Below are 20,802 nucleotides of genomic sequence, written 5' to 3' on the forward strand. Positions count from 1 at the left end.
ACAAAAAAGGCGGGCGGATCCAATAGGATACCGCCCGCCCGATTGCCGACCTGCTGATAGGAAGCACGCAGGTCGGCGAGGGAGAGTAATTAGAACTTCACGCCGGCACGCACGCCATAAGTGCGCGGGTCCGAGAAGTTGACTGCGCCGAACGCGCCGATCGAAGCGCCGGTCACCACGAGGTTGTTCTCGAGGTTTTCCACGAAGCCCGCGATGTAGAAGCGGTCGTTCGGTGCGTTGTAGGTGATCGAAGCGTCGGTCTTCGAATAGCCCGGCTGCTGGAAGTACACGAAGTTGGTCAGATCGGTAACTTCGTACTGGCCACGCGATGCGGTCTGCGCATCAAGAACCACCTTACCTTCGCCAACCGGCACCGTGTAGTTCACGCCTGCAATCCAGCTCCACTTGGGGCTGCGGTTCAGGGCGCGACCGCTGAAATCGATCGTCGGGCGCGGGTTGAACTGGTCATAGCGCGCATCGAGATAGTTCAGCGCCAGACGAACCGAGAAACGGTCGGTTGGCTGGATCATGGCGTCAAGTTCGACACCATCGACCTTGGCCTTCGCAGCGTTCTGCGTGATCTGGCACGGCGCTTCCGGCTGTCCCGGAGGTGCGCAGTTGCCCTGCGAGGAAAGCTGCAGGCCCTGATAATCGTAGTGGAACAGTGTGCCGTTCAGGCGGAATTCCGGGCTGATCTTGAACTTGAAGCCTGCTTCATAGGCGGTCAGCTCTTCCGGCTGGTAGTACAGCACGCTGGCAGGCAGCACGCAGTTCGGACCCTTGCCGATTTCGCAACCGTCGTTGAAGCCGCCTGCCTTGTACCCGGTCGAAACCGAAGCGTAGACGAGGCCCAGCGCGGTGTCATAATCGATACCGGCGCGCCAAGTCACCTTGCTGAACGTGCGCGAAGCGTCGTTGGTCTGGAAGGTGGCGCGGCTGATGAAGTTGCCGATGTTCGCCGAATCGCCAACGCGGCTGTAGGTGTCGAGCACGGTTGCACCCACGCGCGACTTGAGATCGTGCGAGTAGCGGACGCCGCCGGTGATCTTCAGGTTTTCGACCAGTTCATAGGTGACCTGACCGAAAGCCGACTTGTTTTCCGCGATGGTGGGCTTCTGCGGGAAGCCATAGCGGGTGTTGGGGCCAAGCAGGTTGTTGATGAAGAAGGCGATGCCCGACTTTTCCTTGAAGTAGTAGCCGCCAACCTGCGCCTGCAGCGGGCCGTCACCGCCATAGGCCAAGCGCACTTCCTGCGAGGTCTGCCAGTACGAACCGTAGAAGTCCGCCGTCACCGCAGTCGCGCCGAGGTTCGAGAACTCCTTGCGGTCCGATTCACGGTACGAACCGAGATAGGTCAGCGTGACGTTGCCCATCGTGTAGTTCAGTTCACCCATCACGCCGCGATCGGTGTTGTCGCGGAAGGTGTACTGGCCCTGCGCAGGGGTAAGCGTGCGGCCGGCAGTGGTATCGGGTTCGCGATAGGTCGGGCGTTCGAACGTGGCGCGCGGGCCGCTGACGATGTTCGAGTAGAAGTTCGAAACCGGCACGCCGTTGCTGGGGCTGCCCTTCTGCCAGCTGTAATCGCCCATCAGCAGCAGGCTGAGATCGGGCGACGGCTTGAACAGCGCCGAAACGCGCACGGCCTTGTTGTTCTTGAACTTGCCGATGCCGATGCCGTCAGCGGCATTGCCGTCGATCAGGTAGCTGTCGCGCTGGTCCATGTTGCCAGCCACGCGGAAAGCGATCGTGTCACTGACCGGAACGTTGATCGACGCGGTGGCGTTGATCGCGTCAAAGCTGCCATAAACCACGTCGGCGCGTGCGCCGAATTCGAACTTTGGCTGTGCGGTGATGATGTTGACCACGCCAGCGGTCGAGTTGCGGCCATAGAGCGTGCCCTGCGGACCGCGCAGAACTTCGATGCGTTCGATGTCGAAGAAGGAAACTTCCTGTGCCTGCGGACGCGCGATGTAGATGCCGTTGACCATGAACGCAGCCGAAGGGTCACCCTTTTCGGTGCCGTCGGTGCTGGTCACGCCGCGAATCGTGATCTGCAGGCCGTTGCCGCGCACGATCGAAAGGTTGGGAACGGTTTCTTCAAGCTGGGTCGGGTTGGTGATGCCCGACTGGATCAGGTTTTCACCGCCAACGGCAGACATGGCGATCGGGGTCTTCGACAGCAGCGACGAGGTGCGGTTGGCGGTCACGACGATATCGCCATCGGCGATCTGGCTTTCCGCGGCGTCTTGCGCTTCTTGCGCCAGAACCGGGCTTGCCGTCAGCGCAAGCACCGACGCCAGACAGGCAAATTGCAGTTTCCTCATAGTACTCTCTCCCTCAAAACAACCTGCGTCGATCGATGGACAACGCTGCCAACAGGGTTGGCAGCGTGGAGAGAGATTCGCCGGAAGTATGCTTCCGTGCAGCGATTCTGGCTCCTCCCCGTCCGCAGCATGACTTGCCACCGATCGTTATTCCCATGATCTTGCACACAGCTTTTGACAGCGCAAGCCAGAAAGGTGTCAAATTGTAACGAATTTGGAGTTCGGCATACGAAAACTAATCAAAATGACAGTCTGGTATGCACGGCCTGCTAGTTGCGATCCGTATCAAGGAACGATGTGAAGCGTTCCAGCGCGCCGGATGCGTTGAACATGTGTGCGCGCATCTGCTTGGCTGCATCCTCGCCATCACCGCGCATGATGGCGTCCAGCAGGCCCTGATGTTCGCCCCGGGACAGGGCCGGACGTCCGCCTTCCCGCAGTTGCGCCCGGCGGAACGCAGCCATGCGTTCGCGCAGCGCCTTGGCCTGTTCGACGATGAAAGCGTTATGCGTGCCTTCATAGATCGTATCGTGGAAGCGCCAGTTCAGCCGATCGTATTCGTCGATATCACCGCGTGCCACGGCATCGGCCGATTCCTCGTGGATTCGCCGCAGATGATTACGTTCCAGCGGTGTCATCCGCCACGCGGCAAGCCGCACGCACAATGCCTCGATCTCTGCGGAAAGTTCGAACATTTCAAAGATGCGTGCGGCGGTCATCGCGGCCACAACCGCTCCCCGGCGCGGGCGCATCTCGACCAGACCCGATGCGGAAAGCTGGCGCAAAGCCTCACGCACCGGTGTGCGCGATGCGCCGAATCGGGTGCCAAGCTGCTGTTCGTCCAGTTGCGTTCCCGGCGCGATCAGGCCGGCGGTAATCTCGTCAGCCAGTGCCAGCCTGATGCGTTCCGACAGCAGCGGCGCGGCTGAGGGGTCTTGCTCTGCATTCACAGGTGTTGCATTCCCAAATGTGCGAATACGCGAATCTTGCATACACGAAGGCCGGAAACAACCGGTGTCATCACAACCGTCGCTCACCACCAACAACAATGGGTGCCCCTTTGGCCGAATCTGCCGCGCAGTCCATCCTGTCCCTGTTCCTCGCCACCTGCACCGCTTCGCCACAGGCACCATTCCTGATCGCGCAGGATGGCAGCGTGCTGACATATGCTGCCGCCTTCGCGCGTTCGGCACAGTTGGCCCATGCTTTTCGCGCAAGCGGTGTGCAGCCGGGGGACCGGATTGCCGTGCAGGTGGAAAAGTCGCAAACCGCACTGCTCACCTACCTCGCAGCCTTGCAGGCAGGTGCGGTCTATCTGCCCTTGAACACAGCCTATACCATTGGCGAAGTTCGCTATTTCCTGGGTGATGCGGGTCCATCGCTGGTCCTGTGCCGCCCGGATGACGAACCGGCGATGGCCGCGCTCTGTACCGACCTTGGCGTGTCCGCGTGGCTGACGCTCGATGCCGATGGCACCGGCGGAACGCTGATCAATGCCGCCGCCGGTCAGCCTGAAACCTTCGATTCTGCGCCCGCCGCCGCTGATGGCCTTGCCGCCATTCTCTACACGTCGGGAACAACCGGGCGCAGCAAGGGCGCGATGCTCAGCCACGCCAATCTCGCCTCGAACGCGCTGACCTTGCGCGAATACTGGTGCTTTACGGCAGAGGACCGCCTGCTCCACGCCCTGCCGATCTTCCACACGCACGGGCTGTTCGTGGCCACGAATGTGACGATCGCGGCAGGCGCGGCGATGATTTTCCTGCCGAAGTTCGATGCCGATGCGCTTGTCAGTCTGATGCCTCAAGCCTCGGTGCTGATGGGTGTGCCCACGTTCTACACGCGGCTCCTGACCCACACCGGTTTCACGCGCGAACTGGCCGCTGGGATGCGCCTGTTCGTCTCCGGCTCTGCCCCCCTGTCTGCCGAAACGCACAAGGAATTCAGCGCTTTGACAGGCCATGCCATCCTTGAACGTTATGGCATGACCGAAACCAACATGAACACGTCGAATCCCTATGACGGCCTGCGCAAGCCCGGCAGCGTCGGCTTCCCCCTGCCCGGCGTGGCGGTGCGGATCGCCGATCCTGAAACTGCCACCGTTTTGCCGCAGGGAGAGATTGGCGGGATCGAAGTGAAAGGCCCCAATGTGTTCGGCGGCTACTGGCAGATGCCGGAAAAGACCGCGCAGGAATTTCGCGCGGACGGTTTCTTCATCACCGGCGACCTCGGCTTTATCGACGCTGACGGCTATGTCCACATCGTCGGCCGGGCCAAGGATCTGATCATCGCGGGCGGTTTCAACATCTACCCCGCCGAAGTCGAAGCCGCGCTGGACGAGATTCCCGGCATTGCCGAAAGCGCGGTGATCGGCGTGCCGCACGCCGACATGGGTGAAGCCGTGGTCGCGGTGGTCAAATCCACCGATGGCGCGCTGGATCAGGCAGCAGTGCTTGCCGCGCTGAAAGACAGCCTCGCCCGCTTCAAGCAGCCGCGCGCGGTCGTCTTTGTCGAAGAACTGCCGCGCAATACGATGGGCAAGGTGCAAAAAGCCCTGCTACGGGAGACTTACGGGACACTCTTCAGCCAGTAACCGAAGTCGGGAGGGGGTAAGAACAATGATCCTGCTATCGGTGGCGATCCTGATCGTCATCTTTGCCGCTGCCGTCTGGCTGCCGGTCAACATGGGGCTGATCGGCCTTGCCGCTGCGCTGGGCCTTGGCGTTTTCGTCGGCGGCCTTTCGGTGAAGGACGTGCTGGCGGGCTTCCCGACCGATCTGTTCCTGACGCTGCTGGGCATCACGTACCTGTTCGGCATCGCCAGCCGCAACGGCGCGATAGACTGGCTGGTGGCGCGTGCTGCCGCGCTGCTGGGTCGGCATACGGCGCTCCTGCCCTTGCTCGTCTTCGTCGTTGCCGGCGTGCTGACAGCGCTGGGCGCGGTCGGCCCCGCTGCGGTTGCCGTGGTCGCGCCGATTGCGCTGCGCTTTGCCCGCAGTCATGGATTCTCGTCCCTGATGATGGGCCTGCTCGTGGTCCACGGCGCGCAGGCGGGCGCGTTTTCGCCCATCTCGATCTATGGCGGCATCACCAACAAGGTTCTGGCGTCCAGCGGGATAGAGCCTGATCCGACGTATCTGTTCCTCGCCAGCGCCGCCTTCAACGCCGCGCTGGCGCTGGTGATCTGGGCCTTCTATGCGCGCCGCGAAGCTGCCAGTGGCGTTACGCACGAAGGCATCGCAGAAGCGCCCCCTGTTCTGGGCCGCGACGGTGCGTGGACGCTGGTCGGCCTTGCCGCGCTGGCCATCGGCGCACTGCTGTTCAAGATCGACATCGGCTTCATGGCGCTCATGGTGATCCTTGCGCTGGCCATCGTCGCCCCGCGCACACAGGACGGTGCGCTGAAACAGGTCGATTGGTCCACGATCCTGCTGATTTCGGGCATCGTCATCTATGTGGGCCTGATGGAAAGGCTGGGCACGCTGGCCGCTGTCAGCGACATGATCGGACAGGTCGGCTCACCGGCTCTGGCGGTATTGCTGCTGTGTTATCTGGCAGGCGTCGTCTCGGCTTTCGCTTCGTCCACCGCATTGCTCGGCGTGATGATCCCGCTGGCGGTGCCGCTGCTGGCGGGATCGCAGCTATCGGTCATGGCGGTGATATCGGCGCTGTGCATCGCCAACACCATCGTCGATACGTCCCCCTTCTCGACCAACGGCGCGCTGATCGTCGGCAATTCGCCCGAAGCCGAACGTCCCGCAATGCTGCGCAAACTGCTGGGCTATGCTGCATTGATCGTGGGCGTGGGGCCGCTGCTGGCCTGGGCGGTGTTTGTGCCGATCTTTCAATAGGATTCTTGCCATTGCGCAAGCGTTCGACAATGCTGCGCCGATGGGAAGGATTGCTGGCAAAAGGCTGTGCGTCGTAATCGGCGCGGTGGCAATCGGGCTTGGCATCGGAACGGCTCATGCCGAGCCGACGGTGCAGCAGCGCGCAAAGCTGGACACGATGTTTGCCGCCGCCGATGCGCTGGATGAAGGGGCGGATCCCGCAGCCTATCGCAAGGCCTTCGAACAGGTTCTGGCTTATGGTCGCACGCTCTATCCCGAAGGCCACGCCGAACTGGCATGGCTTGAGGCAGAACTTGCCACCGCCGATTATCTGCAGGGCGATGTGAAGGGCGGCGCTGCCCGGCTTGAACGCATTGCAACCGTGCTTGATGCTGCGGGGCCGCAGTGGCGCGAACGGCGGATGCTCGTCGCCAATGCGCAAGTCGTCATGTATCTGACGCTGAGCGAGTTCGAAAAGGCAACTGCGCTTGGTCAGCAGGTGCTTGACTGGCGCGTGGCCACATCGGGCGGGCAGCCCAGCACCAATCTTGCGGCTGCATGGTCCAACCTTGCCAACGCGCAGATCCGCAATGGCGAGACGGACCGCGCCATTGCCAGCGTGCGCGAAGCGATTGCCATCGACCGCCGCCTATCGCCCATACCCGTCAATGCCGCGCCGCATTTTGCCAATCTCGTCACGTTCCTCTATTCTTCGGGCAGGCTTGAAGAAGCGGCTGAGGAAGGACGCAAGGCGCAGGCGTTGCTGGAAAGTTTCCTGCCCGAAAAGCACCCGTTCCTTGCTGTCAATCTCAACACACTGGCCCGCGTGCTGATGGACCTTGGACGCCTGGACGAAGCCGAGGACGTGGCGCGCAGGGGTATGGATCTGGCCTATGCGCGCTTCGGCGAAAGCCAGCAAACATTGAGCTACGTGGCCACGCTCGCCAATATTCTTGCCGCAAATGGCAAGGTGGCAGAGGCGCAGAACCTTGCCCGCGCGGCGGCGGACAAGATGGTGCAGGATCTGGGGAGCGAGGCCGATCGCGCCCTGCTCGCGCGGGAAACGCTGGCCCTGACATTCGCTGCAGAAGGCGATACGGACCGTGCGCTGGCAGAATATGCGACGGTATCCGACGTGCGCACCCGCCGCTATCCGCCGCACCATCGTGAAAGGATCGATGGGGAAGATCGCCTTGCCATTGCCGCTTTCGAGGCGGGCGATCCTGCGCGGGCGCGCGCTGTGCAGCAAGGCGCGCAGGATTTGCGCAAGGCGGGCGGCATGATGGCCGATAATGCCGCGCTGGTGGGTGAAGCGCGGCTTGCGGCGTTCGAAGTGTTTGCCGATGCCGGTGGTCAAGATGCGCCGACAGGGCTTGCCCGCGCCCTTGCCGCCGCCTCCGGGCTGGACCTGCGCCTGCGCGAACTGGAAGCGACCGGGGCGCGCCGGTCCGGGCTGGACCGTTCATTGCGCACCGGCTTTGGCTGGGCGCTGGAAGCGGCGGCGCAGGCGGGCGATGTGGCGCAGGCCTTTGCTTTGGCGCAGCCGGTGGTCGAAGGCTCAGCCGGGATTGCCGCCCGCGCTGCCGCGCGCCGGATGGCCGCGCTCGATCCAGCCAGGGCCGCGCTCTTGCGCGAACGGCAGGATGCGGCGGTGGCGGTGCAGGCCCTGCTCGACAGGCAATTGCGCCTTGCCGGACAAGGCGCCGCGCCAGATCGGCTTGTTGCGCTTGAGGCAGAGCGCACCGCCGCCACTGCGCGGCTTGACGCCCTGACGGCTCAAGTGGCTGAAATCGCGCCCGAACTGGTGCGCAGTGAAGTGACCGACCGGCTTACTTTGCCTGCCGCGCAGGGTTTGCTGCACAAAGACGAAGCGCTGCTGATTGTCGCGCCGGGGCCACAGGGGCTGGTCATCATCGCGGCCAATGGCAAGGCGGCGGTCGTCGTGCGCAGCGGAACGTCGCGCCGCGCTGCCAACTTGGTCAAAAAATTGCGCAAGAGTCTGGAAACGCAGGGCAATTTTGATCATGCCGCCAGCGCGGAACTGCGCGGTATGGTCCTGCCTGCAGCCGTCGCCCACATCATCGGTAAGCGCAGGCGCGTGCTCATTTCAGCAGGTGGTGCGTTTTCCTCGCTGCCCTTTGCCGTGCTGGCAGGCGGCAGTGCAGAACGACCGCGTTGGTTGGTGGAAGATCACGCACTCGTAACTTTGCCCAGCCTCGCCACAATGTCTGCCAAGCCTCGGGAAGCGCACGAGAAACCGCGTGCTTACCTTGCGCTTGGTGCGCCGCAGCTTGGGCGTGATGGTCTCCAGCTTGCCAGCGCCACCCCCTTCCGCTCCGCCGCGAATGCGCAGCGCCTCGCCGATCTCCCGCCCCTTCCCGCCAGCGCTGCGGAACTGGCCGCATTGGGCCGGGCGCTTGGCGCGCGGGAAAGCACGGTGCTGACGGGGGGAGACGCGACCGAGGCGGCGTTGATCGGCGCGGACATGGCGCAGGTCGATGTTCTTGCGCTTTCGACGCACGGGCTTGTTGCCGGAGAGATCGACGGGCTGCACGAACCTGCGCTGGTGCTGACCCCGGCGGGCGAAGGGGATGGGCTGCTGACGGCGGACGAGATCATGAACCTCAGGCTTTCTGGGGCCTGGGTGGTTCTATCGGCCTGCAACACAGCCGCCGGTTCAGGCATCGACGGAAGCGGGCTTGGCGGATTGGCGCGGGCTTTTCTACACGCCGGGGCGGGCAACCTGCTGGTTTCGCACTGGGCGGTGCGCGATGATGTGGCGGCGCGATTGTCGGTCGAAACGCTGTCGCAATTCGCGCGGGGAAGCGATCCGGCGACGGCACTTCAGCGGGCGATGCTGGCGATGGCAAAAGGGCGTGATGCAGGCCTGCGTGACCCCGCGCTATGGGCGCCTTTCGTGTTCGTAGGACGCTGAAACGGCGGTCTAAGTGCGGCTAGGTGCATCTAGGTGCAGTTCAGAAAATGCCCTTCAGACCGTACCATTCGAACCATTCGGCATAGGGGTGGCAGTGTGCTGCGACCACGGTACGGCCAGCGGCGCTGCTGCCATCCCACAGGGTGACCCGCAGTTCCACCGTGCTGCGATCCGCGCTCCATTCCATGCCGATGCGGGCCAGCGGGCGCGAAGGGGTTGCAGCAGTGGCCGCGAAAGTGAGCGCGGCATCCACCGCTGCGCGTTCGACTTGCGGCATGTATTGCACGACCATCGAATGCACGATCACGCGCCGCGTGCCCTGCCTTTGCGGACGGGCAAGCTGCATGGCGAGCCAGCGACTGGCGAGGCCCGTGGCGACTTGTGGTGGATGCGACCGCGCAACCGCGATGGCCGCGCGCAGGCGGACGCTGCGGGCGCGTTCGCCCGCCCAGATATAGGCATGAAGCCGTTCACAATCGGCATCGTTGCCGATATCGAGCGGACTGAGATCGACGCCTGCCGCGCGTTCGATGACCAGCGGGCCGGGCGGCGGGGAAAGCCCATGCCAGCGCGGGGCAACCTGCACCGGATTGTGAACATCGCCACTGAATGTCTCGCCCATCACGCAGCCATAGCGCGCAAGATTGAGGTTCAGCCCGGCGCTGCTGCCCAGTTCCAGCACTTCGCAAGACAGGGCAGCCGGCGCGTTCAGTTCCAGAAGGGCGGCCACGAAACCGGCGACGCGGGCCACTTCGTTGGTCTGGGTCGGCCCTGCCATCCATTCCATCAGTTCGGCGGTGTGGTGGGTCAACACATCGGCCAGAAGCCGGTCAAGCTGTTCGGGTTCCGGGCAGGTTTCTGCGGTGGCAGTGCGATAGAGCCGCTGCAATGCACCGTGCTTGCCCGAACGGGCCAGCGCGTGCAGCCCCGCGTTGAGGCGGAAGATTACGCCTGCACCAGCAAGATCACCTGGCCAGCGTTCAATACATTGGCGCATCTGCGGAGCATCGGGCAGGACACGCGCGAGGCTTGTCATTATGGCAGCGAGGAAGCCTTTGCCGAAGTCCCGCGCCTTTGCAGCCTCTATCCGCAACTGTGCCTCGGCCCGGCCTGTGGCACATGGCGCTGGCCGGTTCATGGTTTCGTCAATTGTGGGAACTGTCGCGGGCAGGGACAAAACAGATACTTTCGTTGAAACCGGCAATATGTGCAGGCCGAAAATAGGCGCTCATGCCCAACAGGGTGCCAATGCCAACTAGGGGTAAGTCCCTATTCGCTGCGCAAGGTGATACAAATATCTGATAATATCGGTAATTTTACATAGCCCTGCGCAGCATCAGGGTTAATAGCCCGTGATTATTGGTGATACTCGACAGAAATCGACCATTCCAAGTCGACATGAGGACACCGATGCGCAAATTCCCGCTTCTTGCTGCTACCCTGCTTGCCACTACCGCGCCGCATACCGCCTGGGCTGCCGACGAGGCGCCGGCCCGCGAAAGCAACTCCGGCGAAAAGGCCGCGCAGGCGGCTCCGGCAAAGAAGGCGTTCAGCACCGGCGTTGCCAAAGGGCGCGATCTTCTGGACACCGCGATTTCGGCAAGCGTGATCGATGAGGCCGATCTTGCCAAGCTTTCCGTCAGCTCGGTTGCAGGGATCATGCAGAACATTCCCGGCATTCGCGCAGAAACATCGGACACCGACGGCTTTTCGGCCATCACCGTGCGCGGGTTGCCGCTTTCGGCAGATGGATCGAAGTTCCTGCAATTGCAGGAAGATGGGCTGCCGGTGCTGGAGTTTGGCGATCTGCATTTCGCCTCTGCCGATCAGTTCCTGCGGGCTGATCTGACGCTTTCGCAGGTGCAGGCGATCCGTGGCGGTTCGGCATCGACGTTCGCTTCCAATTCGCCCGGCGGCGTGGTGAACCTGATTTCGCGCACCGGTGAAACGGCAGGCGGGCTGGTGCAGGTTTCGAGCGGCATCGGCTACGATCTGAAGCGCATCGATTTTGCCTATGGCAGCCCGCTGGGGGATGGCTGGCGCTTTCATGTGGGTGGCTTCTATCGTCAGGGCGAAGGGCCGCGTGCCATTGGCTATGACGGGTTCAAGGGTGGCCAGATCAAGGCGAATGTGACCAAGGCGTTCGCGGGCGGATATATCCGCTTCTATGCCAAATACATGGATGACCGGCAGCCCAACTATTCGCTGTTTCCGATCCTGCTGACGGGCAGCAATGATGCGCCGAAGGTGAACGATCTGCCGGGCAACGACATTCGGCGTGATGCCTATGAATCACGCTTTACCCCGCGTTATCTGGGCGTGGACCAGAACAACAATCCGACCACCCTCGATGCGCAGAACGGCTTGCGCGGCGTGACCAAATCGGTCGGGCTGGAAGCACAGTTCGACGTGGCCGGATGGACGGTGAGCAATCGCTTCCGCTTTGCCGATATCAGCGGTGAATATAACGAAGCCCTGCCGATGATCACCGCCCCTGCCCCGGCAGTTGCGGGGCTGTTTGGCGGATCGGGTGCAACGCTGACCTATGCGGGCGGGCCATTGGCAGGGCAGGCGATCAGTGATGCGCGACTGCTGGCCTATTCGATCCGCATCAACGCCAGACACAACCAGTTGGACAATGCCACCAACGATCTGCGGGCAAGCCGCGTGTGGGCGCTGGGCGAAGGCAAGCTGACGACCACGGCCGGCGTCTACAATTCGTCGCAGACGGTCGACATGTATTGGAATTTTGTCAATTCGATCAACGATCTGGCAGGCAATGGTGCAAATGCGCCGGTGAACCTGACCAGCGCTGGTGGTGTGCCGCTGACCGATGGCGCGGTCTATGCCTATGGCTTTGGTTTCGGCGTGCCGCTGGCCGCCTATCACACGCGATATGACCTGAATTACAAGGTTCTGGCCCCCTATGCTTCGGCCAACTACCAGATCGGCAAGCTGGCGATCGGTGGCAGCCTGCGCTGGGATCGCGGAACGGTGAAAGGGCGCGTTTTTTCATCCAGCCTTGGCGGCGGGCGTATCGGAGAAACGGCTCTCGACATCAATCGCAACGGCACGATCTCGGTCGCGGAAACGAAGGTGGCGATCCTTCCGCTGACGCAGCCTGCGGCGGTGGATTATGACTACGACTACGTTTCGTACTCCGCTGGCGTGAACTATCGCATGGCCGAACCGCTTTCGGTCTTCGCCCGTTACAGCCGGGGCGCGCGTGCCAATGCAGAGCGCATTCTGGGGGCAGGATCGCTTGATCCCAATAGCGGCGCGCTGATCGACCCATCGACCGCCTATAACGTGGTCAAGCAGGCTGAAGCGGGCGTGAAATTCCGCAAGGACGGGCTGACGGCTTATGTCACCGGGTTCTGGGCATCAACCGGCGAGCGCAATTACCAGATCGGCGCGGACGCCAGCGGCCAGGTGGTGGTGATCCCGATCAACCGCACCTACAGCGCCAAGGGCATCGAGTTTGAAGGCGAGGTCCGCGAAGGGCCGTTTGCGCTGACGCTGGGGGCGACATGGACCAAGGCAAAGATCACCAAGGATTTCACCGATCCGGCGCTGGAAGGCAACCGCCCGCGCCACATCCCGTCTCTGTCGTTCCAGGCGCGGCCTGAAGTCAATCTGGACAAGGTTACGTTTGGCACTGTGCTGAACGGCACGACCAGCAGCTTTGCGCAGGACAGCAACCTGTTGAAGCAGCCGGGTTATGTGCTGGTCAGCCCGTTCGTGCAGTTCCGCCCCGTGGACCGCGTCACCCTGGGCGTGAATGCCTTCAACGTGTTCGACAAGCTGGCCATCGTGCAGATCGCCTCGGCGGCGATCCCCGCTGGCGGGCTGACCAATGCGCAAGTGATGAACGGGCGCACGGTGACCGCATCGCTCCGCTATTCCTTCTGAGTCCCCCCGATGGCCCGTCCTCCATCCCCTGCGGGGGCGGGCCACACCTTCAAGTTGGCGATCATGTAGCTTGCAAACACACACTTTTCGCATTCGTCATTGCGAGCCTCGCGTAGCGAGGGGAAGCAATCTAGGGCGTTTTAGGCCGACACTGGATTGCTTCGTCGGCTTCGCCTCCTCGCAATGACGATATGTGTTTGTAATCTATACAATCGTCTTCAAGTTCGAGGATACCCTGACAGTGCTCGATCGCATGAATATCCCACGCAGGCTTGGCCTTTCGTTCGTGGCGCTCAACGTGACAGCGGCGATCATGATGATCGTGTTCGGCGTGAGTTTGGCGATGGTATCGAGCGTAACCGCGCGCAATACCGAAAGTCAGGCCGTGCTGGCCGATACGCTGACGCTGGAAACCGCGCTGCTGCGGCAGAATAGCCAGTTGCGCGGATTTCTGGTCACGGCGGACGAAAGCTATCTGAAATCGTATTACGAGGGGCGCGACGATTACGACAAGGCATCGGCAGCGCTGGAAGCGCGTCTGACCGATCCCGCCTTGCAGGAACTGGTCCGCACATCGCGAAGCGAAACCCTGAAATGGCGCGAGAACTGGGGCGACAAATATGTTGCCGTGGTCAAATCCGGGCAGCGTGATGTGGCGCAGGAGGCCATTCGCGCAGCAGGCAAGGCCGTGCTGGTCAGCGACGCCGTACTGCCGCTGCGTGCGGTGCGCGATGCCCAGCACGAGGCGATTACCGCAGAGACGGCGCGGCAGGAAAGCGCCATCATGTTTGCGTGGATCGGGCTTGTCGTGGGCGGTGCGCTGCTGATTGGCCTTGCGCTGGTGCTTTCACGCAAACTTTCCCATTCCATCGCAACGCCGATTGCGGACCTTACCCATTCGATGTCGGCGCTGGCCAATGGCAACAACGACGCTTCCATCCCCGGCACGGATCGCAGTGACGAGCTGGGTGCGATGGCGCAGGCCGTGCGGTTCTTCCGCGATGCGGCGCTGGAACGCGCGCGCGCCGTGGCGGATCGCGAACAGGCGATGGCCAAGATCGGCGCGCATCTGCACGCAGTGGCCAATGCCGATCTTTCGGTTCGGTTGACCGATGTGCCGCCCGCATTCCAGACCGTGGCGCACGATTTCAACGAAGCGATGGAGCGGCTTTGCCAGGCGATGGGTCTGGTGCAGGACAGCATCATGGCGATCAACCTGACCTCCGGCGAAATCCAGCAGGCCACCACCGACCTTGCCAACCGCAGCGAACAGCAGGCATCTAGCCTGCAGGCATCATCATCGGCAATGGATCACCTGACCACGCAGATCGAGGACTATGCCCAGATCGCCGCCGACGTGAGCGGATCAATGGTGGAAGCGCGCAGCGAGGCTGAAAACGGCGGCAAGGTTGTTGGCAAGGCCATCGAGGCGATGGACAACGTGGCGCGGGCGAGCGCTGAGATTTCCGACATCACCACGATGATCGACGGCATCGCCTTCCAGACCAACCTGCTGGCACTGAACGCAGGCGTGGAAGCGGCGCGGGCGGGTGAAGCGGGCAAGGGTTTTGCCGTAGTGGCATCCGAGGTGCGCGCGCTGGCCCAACGCGCGACCGAGGCGGCCAACGCCATCAAGCAGCGCGTGGAAGCCGTGACCAGCCATGTCCGTTCGGGCGTTTCGCTGGTGAACGAGACAGGATCGGCGCTGGAGACGATCATCAGCCGCGTGGGCACGGTGACCGCATCGATCTCTACCATTGCCGAAACGGCGGGCGAACAGAGCGTGGCGCTGCGCAAGATCAACCAGGCCATCGGTGCGATGGACCAGATGACCCAGCAGAACGCCGCGATGGTGGAAGAAACCAATGCCGCGACCAAGAACCTGACGCAGGAGGCGGGCCAGCTTTCCAGCGCCTTTGCCAGCTTCAAGATAGGGGACGAGCGCCCCGGAGGGTTCGGGATTGCGCCTGCCCGACGCAATGTGGCGGTGACGCCGATGCCTGCGCCACGCATGATTCCCACGCCGCCGCCGATGGTGAGCGGGAATCTTGCGCTGGACAACGACTGGTCGGAGTTCTGAACCTCAGAACCGAGGCTTGCGCTTTTCCACGAAGGCGGTGGTGCCTTCGTGGAAATCGGTGCCGGTGAAGGCAGACGCGAAAACGTCTAGCGATTGCGTGTCTTCGGCCACCTGCCCATCAAGCACCTGCCGCACGAACTGTTTGAGCGCGCGGGCGGAAAAGGGCGATGCGGCAAGGATTTGCGCCACCAATGCGTCTTCGTTCGGCGCGAGTTCCTCGACAAGGCCGATACCTTGCGCTTCTTGCGCGCCAAGCAGCATCCCGGTGTAGAGCATCCGCCTCGCCTGCCCCGGTCCGACGAGATCGACCAGCAGCTTCACATCGTGCAGCGGATAGACGAGGCCGAGCTTGGCTGGCGTGATGCCGAAGCGCGCCTGCGGCCCGGCCACGCGGATATCGCAGGCCAGCGCAATGCCGCAGCCGCCACCAATGCAATCGCCTTCGACCATCGCGACGGTCGGCAGGGGAAAGCGGGTGAGTTCATACTGCGCGCGGTTGATGGCGCTCTGGTTATCGGCCCGCCACTGCGCATCATCCTTGCGCGCCAGCAGTTCGGCGATGTCTGCACCGGCGCAGAACGCGCCGCCGTTGGCCGACTTGACCACCAGTACGCGCAAGGCGGGATCGGCGGCGGCTTCGGCCAGCAGTTCTGGCAGGCTCTGCCACATGGCGATGGTGAAGGCGTTCCGCTTGTCCGCGCGGTCGATCAGCAGGCGCGCGGTGGCGCCGTCCTTTTCCAGCCGCAGTGTCATGCCGTGGTGCCCTTCGTCATTGCCGTTGCGGCGCGCATGGTGTCTGGCGATGACACTGGCAAGCCCTCTTGACGCGGGGCATGATAAATGAGAACCTGTATTCCAATAAAGTAGCGACGCTGAATGTCGCCAGGCAAACGCGGTCATCCGGCTGCGCGGGGCCGCCGATTGGGAGATCGACGTGTTGCCTGCCCTTACGCTTTCATCGTGCATCGAATGGCAGTTTGCCGAAGCCGGAGACCTTGCCGCGCGCATCCATGCCGCCAGGGCTGAAGGGTTTGCAGCCGTGGAGTTCCATCTGTGGCGCGACAAGCCGGTCGATGCCATCGCTGCCGCGCTGGCCGATACTGGCATGGTGCTGACGGGCCTGTGCGTCGATCCGCGCCGCTCCATTGTGGACCCGGCCGAGCGGGCTGAGATGGTGGAGGCGGTGCGCGAGACGATTGCCGCCACGGCCTGTCTGGGCAAGCCGCCGCTGATCGTGGCATCGGGCTTTCGCGTCGAAGGGATGAGCGAGGAAGAGCACTTTGCCAACGCCGTTGCCGCGTTGAAGGATGCGGCCGCGCTGGCCGAGGAAGCAGGCGTCATGCTGCTGCTCGAACCGCTCAACACGCGGCTGTTTTCGGCGATGTATCTGGTCAGCACGACGCTGGGGCTTGATCTGGTCGAGGCGGTGGGCAGCCCCAATCTGCGCCTGCTGTACGACGTGTGGCACAGCGCGGTGATGGGGGAAGACATTGCCGATGTGCTGCAGGGCCGCGCTCACCTCGTCGCCCATGTGCAGGTGGCCGACATGGATGACCGCAACGAGCCAGGCACCGGCACAGTCGACTGGGCGCATGTCATGCGCACGCTCAATGACCTTGGTTATACAGGGGCGATCGGGATGGAATATTTCCCGACCCTGCCGATGGACCAATCGCTGGAGCTGACCCGCAAAACGCTGGCGCTCTGACAGAAATCCCTGCTGCGATCCGGGAGAGGGATGTGGCGACCAAACTGACATTAACCGAACGCCTCAGCTATGGCCTTGGCGACATGGGCACCAGCCTTGCCTACAACATGGCGAGCGGGTTCCTGCTGTTTTACTACACGAATGTCGTCGGCCTGCCCGCCGCCGCCGTGGGCACGGTATTCCTGATCGCACGATTGCTGGATGCGGTGATCGACGTGGTGGTGGGCATTGCGGTAGACAAGACCCGCAGCCGCTGGGGGCGGACGCGAGGTTATTTCCTGTTTGTAGCCCTGCCCTATGCTCTGGTCACGGTGGCGCTGTTCCACATGCCTGACTGGAGCGAAGGGGCGCAGCTTGCCTATGCCTTCATCACGTTCAAGGCGCTGGGCATCCTGATGTCGTTGCAGGCGATTCCCTATACCGCGCTAATGCCGATGATGACGCTCGACACAGGTGAGCGGCTGAAGCTTTCGGGAATGCGCGGTGTCGGCACGTCGATCTCGGTGGTGATGGGTACGGCGGCGGTCATGCCGCTGGTCGGCCTGTTTGGTGGCAGCGACCAGAAGCAGGGCTTCCAGTCTGTGGCCATGCTCTTTGCCGCCATCGGCTTTGTCTGCACGATTGCGCTCTATCGCAATTGTCGGGAGCGATTCGAGGATACCTCACCCGCCAACTTTGCGATCCTGCCCGCCGTGCGCGAAATGCTGCAGAACAGGGCGTGGCTGGTCGTTTTTGCATCGTGCCTGCTCTACTTCATCCGCTTCGGCCTGATGATGAGCGCGACGGCCTATTTCGCCATCGATGTGCTGGGCAAGCCGTGGATGATTTCGATCATGCTGCCGGCGGTATCGGGCATGTTGCTGCTGTCATCGGTGGTGGCACCGCCCATTCTGGCGCGCACCGGCATCCGGCGCGGCTGCGTGTTCGTGCTGGGGCTGTCCGCCGTGCTATTTGCGCTGCTGCCATTGGCGGAAAGCAGCGTCCCGCTGTTCCTGACGGTCTATATCGCGGCCTGCCTTGCCACATCGATCACGATCACCGCTGCCTTCGCGATGATTGCCGAGACGGTAGACTACCACGAATGGAAGTTCGGCAGCCGCCGCGAGGGCCTGCTTTCGGCGGGAATCAGCCTTTCGACCAAAGTCGGCATGGCCATCGGCACGGCAGGCTTCGCCTTCGTGCTGGGCGCCGCAGGATATGCGCCCGATGCCGTGACAGACACCGCGCGCGATGCGATCCGCTGGGCCTATTATGGCAGCGCCGTGCTGCTGCTGGGCCTGCAGACCGTGGTCATGCTGGCGTGGCCGATGGACGCCCTGCGCGAAACGATCCGCAACGACATCGCCGGGCGTAGCCCTGCTCCGGCGGAATAAGGGAGAGTATCATGAAGAAAGCTGTCGCCGCGCTTCTTGCGGCGTGCATCGCCGTGCCTGCAGCCGCGCAGGTGATCGTCACGATCGATTACCGCCCGCCAGAAACGGTGCAGCGCGTGGGCATTCCGGTGAACCCGGCGGAGAACCGGGTCAAAGTCCTGATCATCTCGGGCCGCAATTCCTATGAGCATGACTGGACCGGCGTGAACAACATGCTGCGCACCATGATGCAGGACACCAAACGGTTCGACGTGCGCGTGACCGAGGATTTCGACAATGGCACGCTGGAAACGCTGAAAGCCTACGATGTGGTGCTGCTGAACTATTCGAGCCGCTGGAATTACGCAGACCCCGTGCAAAAGGTGTGGTCCGATGGCGCGTTCAAGGCACTCTACCAATATGTCCGCGAGGGCGGCGGGTTGGTCGCCTATCATTCCAGCTTCACGTGGGGACGCGATATTCCCGAATACAAGCGGTTGATCGGCGGCGCGATGGAGCCGGGATCAAGCCGTCGTGCGCCACCGGGAGCCTTCCCCGTCCATATCGTTGACCGGAACCACCCGATCACGGCAGGAATGCGCGAGTTCGTCTGGACCTATAACGACGATATGTACACCAACATGGCGATGGACCCCGAAGCGAAGATCCACGTCCTTGCCACCGCACACGATGCCGCTGCCGCCTATGACCCGAAGCTGACCGGGCCGAAATATCCCGCTGCTGCCTATACGCCCGAAAAGCTGAAGGCGATGAAGGGGATAGACGCCGATCACCCGCAAGTGTGGACCGCCGATTACGGCAAGGGCCGCGTCTTTTCGGTAACGCTGGGGCACGATGAGGTTTCGCTGCACTTCCAGCCACTGCAAACCCTGATCCTGCGAGGCACCGAATGGGCCGCAACGGGCAAAGTCACTCTGCCGGTGCTGGAAGAAGCGAAGGACTATCCGACGAAGTGAAGTCTTGTGGGCGGGCGGCACAAAACCTGCCCGCCAACAACGCTATCACATCAACCCCAGCTTGCCCCCGCTGGCAGCATAGGCCTTGAACGCTTGGAAGCGGGCGGGTGAGGAAACGGCGGGGCGCATGGTTTCGCTGTCGCCCAATCCCATAATCGTGGCGCTGGTCTTCGTGACCTTCGCCCAGCCCTTGCCCGGTGTGCCGGTGCGCATGAAGGCCAACAGACGGTCCTGCCATTGCCGCACCACGCGGGTATCGGCAGCGGTGAACTTGCGTTCGCCAAGGCCGATGTTTCCGAAGACATAAGGCAGGTGGGACGAATGGAACGCGCTCCACGATTGACCGTCTTTGACCACGGGATAGGCGTGATCATAAAGATAGGCATAGACCGGCTGTTGCGCGGTTCTTGTCCGCTCTTGCGACCACAGCATCAGCCCGGCCATGTAGCGATCGCGCGCGAGCAGAGCGTTCGACGCGACGGCTTCGGCATCAGTGGCGTGGGGATAGAGCGCGAGCAGGCTTTGCGCCGAAGTGCCGTATCGTGCCTCAACCGCAGCCTTGAACTACGCAGGGGTGCGCACCGATGGGTCGATCATTTCGGCGCTGTTGTATCCGCTGATCAACGGGACGGGACTGGCCACCGGGCCGCTGGCGCGCACGGGATCGAACGGCACCACTTTGCCATCGACATTGGGCACGAACATCAGGCGTGGCGGGCCACTGGTTGCGCCGGGGACATAGCGGGTGGCTTCGATCAGCTTTTCCGCCGGAACCGCGCGCATTGCCGCAGTGCTGCTGGTGCCGAGCTTCGCAGCAAGGTCTACGCCGACCTTTTCGTTTGCAGCCAGCGGCGGCACATCCACCGCCATGCTGGCCCCGCTGAACGCGATGGCCTTTGCAAACAGGCCTTGGGCCATTGGCGATACCATCAGATCCGCCACGGAAGCCGCGCCCGCGCTTTCGCCCGATACGGTGACATTGGCAGGATCGCCGCCGAACTTTGCGGCGTTGGCCTTCACCCATCGCAGCGCTGCAATCTGGTCGAGAAGACCATAATTGCCCGACGATCCCAGCGGCGATTCCGCCGTCAGCGCCGAATGCGCCATGAAACCAAACACGCCAACGCGGTAATTGATCGTCACGACCACCGCGCCCTTTGCCGCCAGCTTCGCGCCATCATAGATCGGCAGGCTCCCTGCCCCACCGCCAAAACCGCCACCGTGTATGAACACCAGCACCGGCAGGGCCTTTGCCGCAGCCTTAGGCTTCCACACGTTGAGCGTCAGGCAATCCTCGCTCATCGGTGGAGCGGCGAGAAATTCGGCCGTATATGGTCCCCACGGCGCGGGCACACCCTGCTGGCACACCGGGCCGAATGCAGAAGCATCGCGCACGTCCTGCCACGCTGTGACAGGCTGCGGTTCGCGCCAGCGGTTTTCCCCTACCGGCGGCGCGGCATAGGGTATGCCGAGGAAAGCCGTGGCAAGGCCCTTGTCCGTCCCGCGCACCGCGCCGTCGGTAGTGGCAACCACGGCTTGCGCCAGTGCGACCTGCGATGTTGCGGAAAGCCCGATGGCGATGGCCAGCGCGATGCCTTTTTTCACGATCCTGCTCCTTGGTGGCCGAACCTTTGCGGCTCGTGCAATTTTGGTAAGACACCGGGACCGGCGATGCGGTCCCGGT

Annotated in this window: 14 protein-coding genes; 8 read left to right on the plus strand and 6 right to left on the minus strand. The window is 62.8% G+C overall.

Features of this window, described 5'->3' with window-relative positions; genetic code table 11:
• Nucleotides 1-89: 89 nt before the first annotated feature.
• Nucleotides 90-2,324: a TonB-dependent receptor gene (locus tag ACOVQ0_RS00395; protein ID WP_421878592.1), complete on the minus strand. Its 2,235-nt coding sequence runs from the start codon at nt 2,322-2,324 to the stop codon at nt 90-92.
• A gap of 269 nt (nt 2,325-2,593) precedes the next feature.
• Nucleotides 2,594-3,274, minus strand: a complete 681-nt coding sequence (locus ACOVQ0_RS00400; protein ID WP_421878595.1) for a GntR family transcriptional regulator — start codon at nt 3,272-3,274, stop codon at nt 2,594-2,596.
• A gap of 110 nt (nt 3,275-3,384) precedes the next feature.
• Between ACOVQ0_RS00400 and ACOVQ0_RS00405 the strand changes: the two genes are divergently transcribed.
• The 3 genes from ACOVQ0_RS00405 to ACOVQ0_RS00415 are packed head-to-tail and all read left to right on the plus strand — an operon-like array spanning nt 3,385 to nt 9,089.
• Nucleotides 3,385-4,917: a malonate--CoA ligase gene (locus ACOVQ0_RS00405; RefSeq protein WP_421878598.1), complete on the plus strand. Its 1,533-nt coding sequence runs from the start codon at nt 3,385-3,387 to the stop codon at nt 4,915-4,917.
• Nucleotides 4,918-4,942: 25 nt separating this feature from the next.
• Nucleotides 4,943-6,175, plus strand: a complete 1,233-nt coding sequence (locus tag ACOVQ0_RS00410; RefSeq protein ID WP_421878601.1) for an SLC13 family permease — start codon at nt 4,943-4,945, stop codon at nt 6,173-6,175.
• A gap of 40 nt (nt 6,176-6,215) precedes the next feature.
• Entirely contained in the window at nt 6,216-9,089 is a 2,874-nt protein-coding gene (locus tag ACOVQ0_RS00415) for a CHAT domain-containing protein (protein ID WP_421878603.1), read from the plus strand.
• Between the two features lie 40 nt (nt 9,090-9,129).
• On the opposite strand, the gene ACOVQ0_RS00420 is transcribed toward ACOVQ0_RS00415, so the two are convergent.
• Nucleotides 9,130-10,227 (minus strand): DUF2332 domain-containing protein, encoded by a 1,098-nt coding sequence (locus ACOVQ0_RS00420; RefSeq protein ID WP_421878605.1) that lies wholly within the window; start codon nt 10,225-10,227, stop codon nt 9,130-9,132.
• A gap of 260 nt (nt 10,228-10,487) precedes the next feature.
• On the opposite strand from ACOVQ0_RS00420, the gene ACOVQ0_RS00425 reads away from it, so the two are divergent.
• Nucleotides 10,488-13,001 (plus strand): TonB-dependent receptor domain-containing protein, encoded by a 2,514-nt coding sequence (locus ACOVQ0_RS00425; RefSeq protein WP_421878608.1) that lies wholly within the window; start codon nt 10,488-10,490, stop codon nt 12,999-13,001.
• Nucleotides 13,002-13,254: 253 nt separating this feature from the next.
• On the plus strand, nt 13,255-15,081 hold the full coding sequence (locus ACOVQ0_RS00430) for a methyl-accepting chemotaxis protein (RefSeq protein WP_421878611.1): 1,827 nt from the start codon (nt 13,255-13,257) through the stop codon (nt 15,079-15,081).
• A gap of 3 nt (nt 15,082-15,084) precedes the next feature.
• Here the strand turns inward: ACOVQ0_RS00430 and ACOVQ0_RS00435 are convergent, their stop codons facing one another.
• Entirely contained in the window at nt 15,085-15,834 is a 750-nt protein-coding gene (locus ACOVQ0_RS00435) for an enoyl-CoA hydratase/isomerase family protein (protein ID WP_421878614.1), read from the minus strand.
• A 181-nt stretch (nt 15,835-16,015) separates the two neighbouring features.
• Between ACOVQ0_RS00435 and ACOVQ0_RS00440 the strand changes: the two genes are divergently transcribed.
• The 3 genes from ACOVQ0_RS00440 to ACOVQ0_RS00450 are packed head-to-tail and all read left to right on the plus strand — an operon-like array spanning nt 16,016 to nt 19,118.
• The gene (locus ACOVQ0_RS00440; RefSeq protein ID WP_421878617.1) at nt 16,016-16,789 is read left to right on the plus strand and encodes a TIM barrel protein; all 774 of its coding nucleotides are present in this window, start codon (nt 16,016-16,018) and stop codon (nt 16,787-16,789) included.
• A gap of 32 nt (nt 16,790-16,821) precedes the next feature.
• Nucleotides 16,822-18,162, plus strand: a complete 1,341-nt coding sequence (locus tag ACOVQ0_RS00445) for an MFS transporter (protein WP_421878620.1) — start codon at nt 16,822-16,824, stop codon at nt 18,160-18,162.
• A gap of 11 nt (nt 18,163-18,173) precedes the next feature.
• The gene (locus ACOVQ0_RS00450; RefSeq protein ID WP_421878623.1) at nt 18,174-19,118 is read left to right on the plus strand and encodes a ThuA domain-containing protein; all 945 of its coding nucleotides are present in this window, start codon (nt 18,174-18,176) and stop codon (nt 19,116-19,118) included.
• A 45-nt stretch (nt 19,119-19,163) separates the two neighbouring features.
• Here the strand turns inward: ACOVQ0_RS00450 and ACOVQ0_RS00455 are convergent, their stop codons facing one another.
• Together ACOVQ0_RS00455 and ACOVQ0_RS00460 are read right to left on the minus strand one after the other, a co-directional pair.
• Nucleotides 19,164-19,562 carry a carboxylesterase family protein gene (locus ACOVQ0_RS00455; RefSeq protein WP_421878626.1) on the minus strand — a complete coding sequence of 133 codons (399 nt, stop codon included), beginning with the start codon at nt 19,560-19,562 and terminating at the stop codon, nt 19,164-19,166.
• Nucleotides 19,563-19,682: 120 nt separating this feature from the next.
• The gene (locus ACOVQ0_RS00460; protein WP_421878629.1) at nt 19,683-20,723 is read right to left on the minus strand and encodes a carboxylesterase/lipase family protein; all 1,041 of its coding nucleotides are present in this window, start codon (nt 20,721-20,723) and stop codon (nt 19,683-19,685) included.
• Nucleotides 20,724-20,802 lie beyond the last annotated feature (79 nt).

Origin of the sequence: Novosphingobium sp. (assembly GCF_049240505.1) — a bacterium.
GTDB lineage: Bacteria > Pseudomonadota > Alphaproteobacteria > Sphingomonadales > Sphingomonadaceae > Novosphingobium.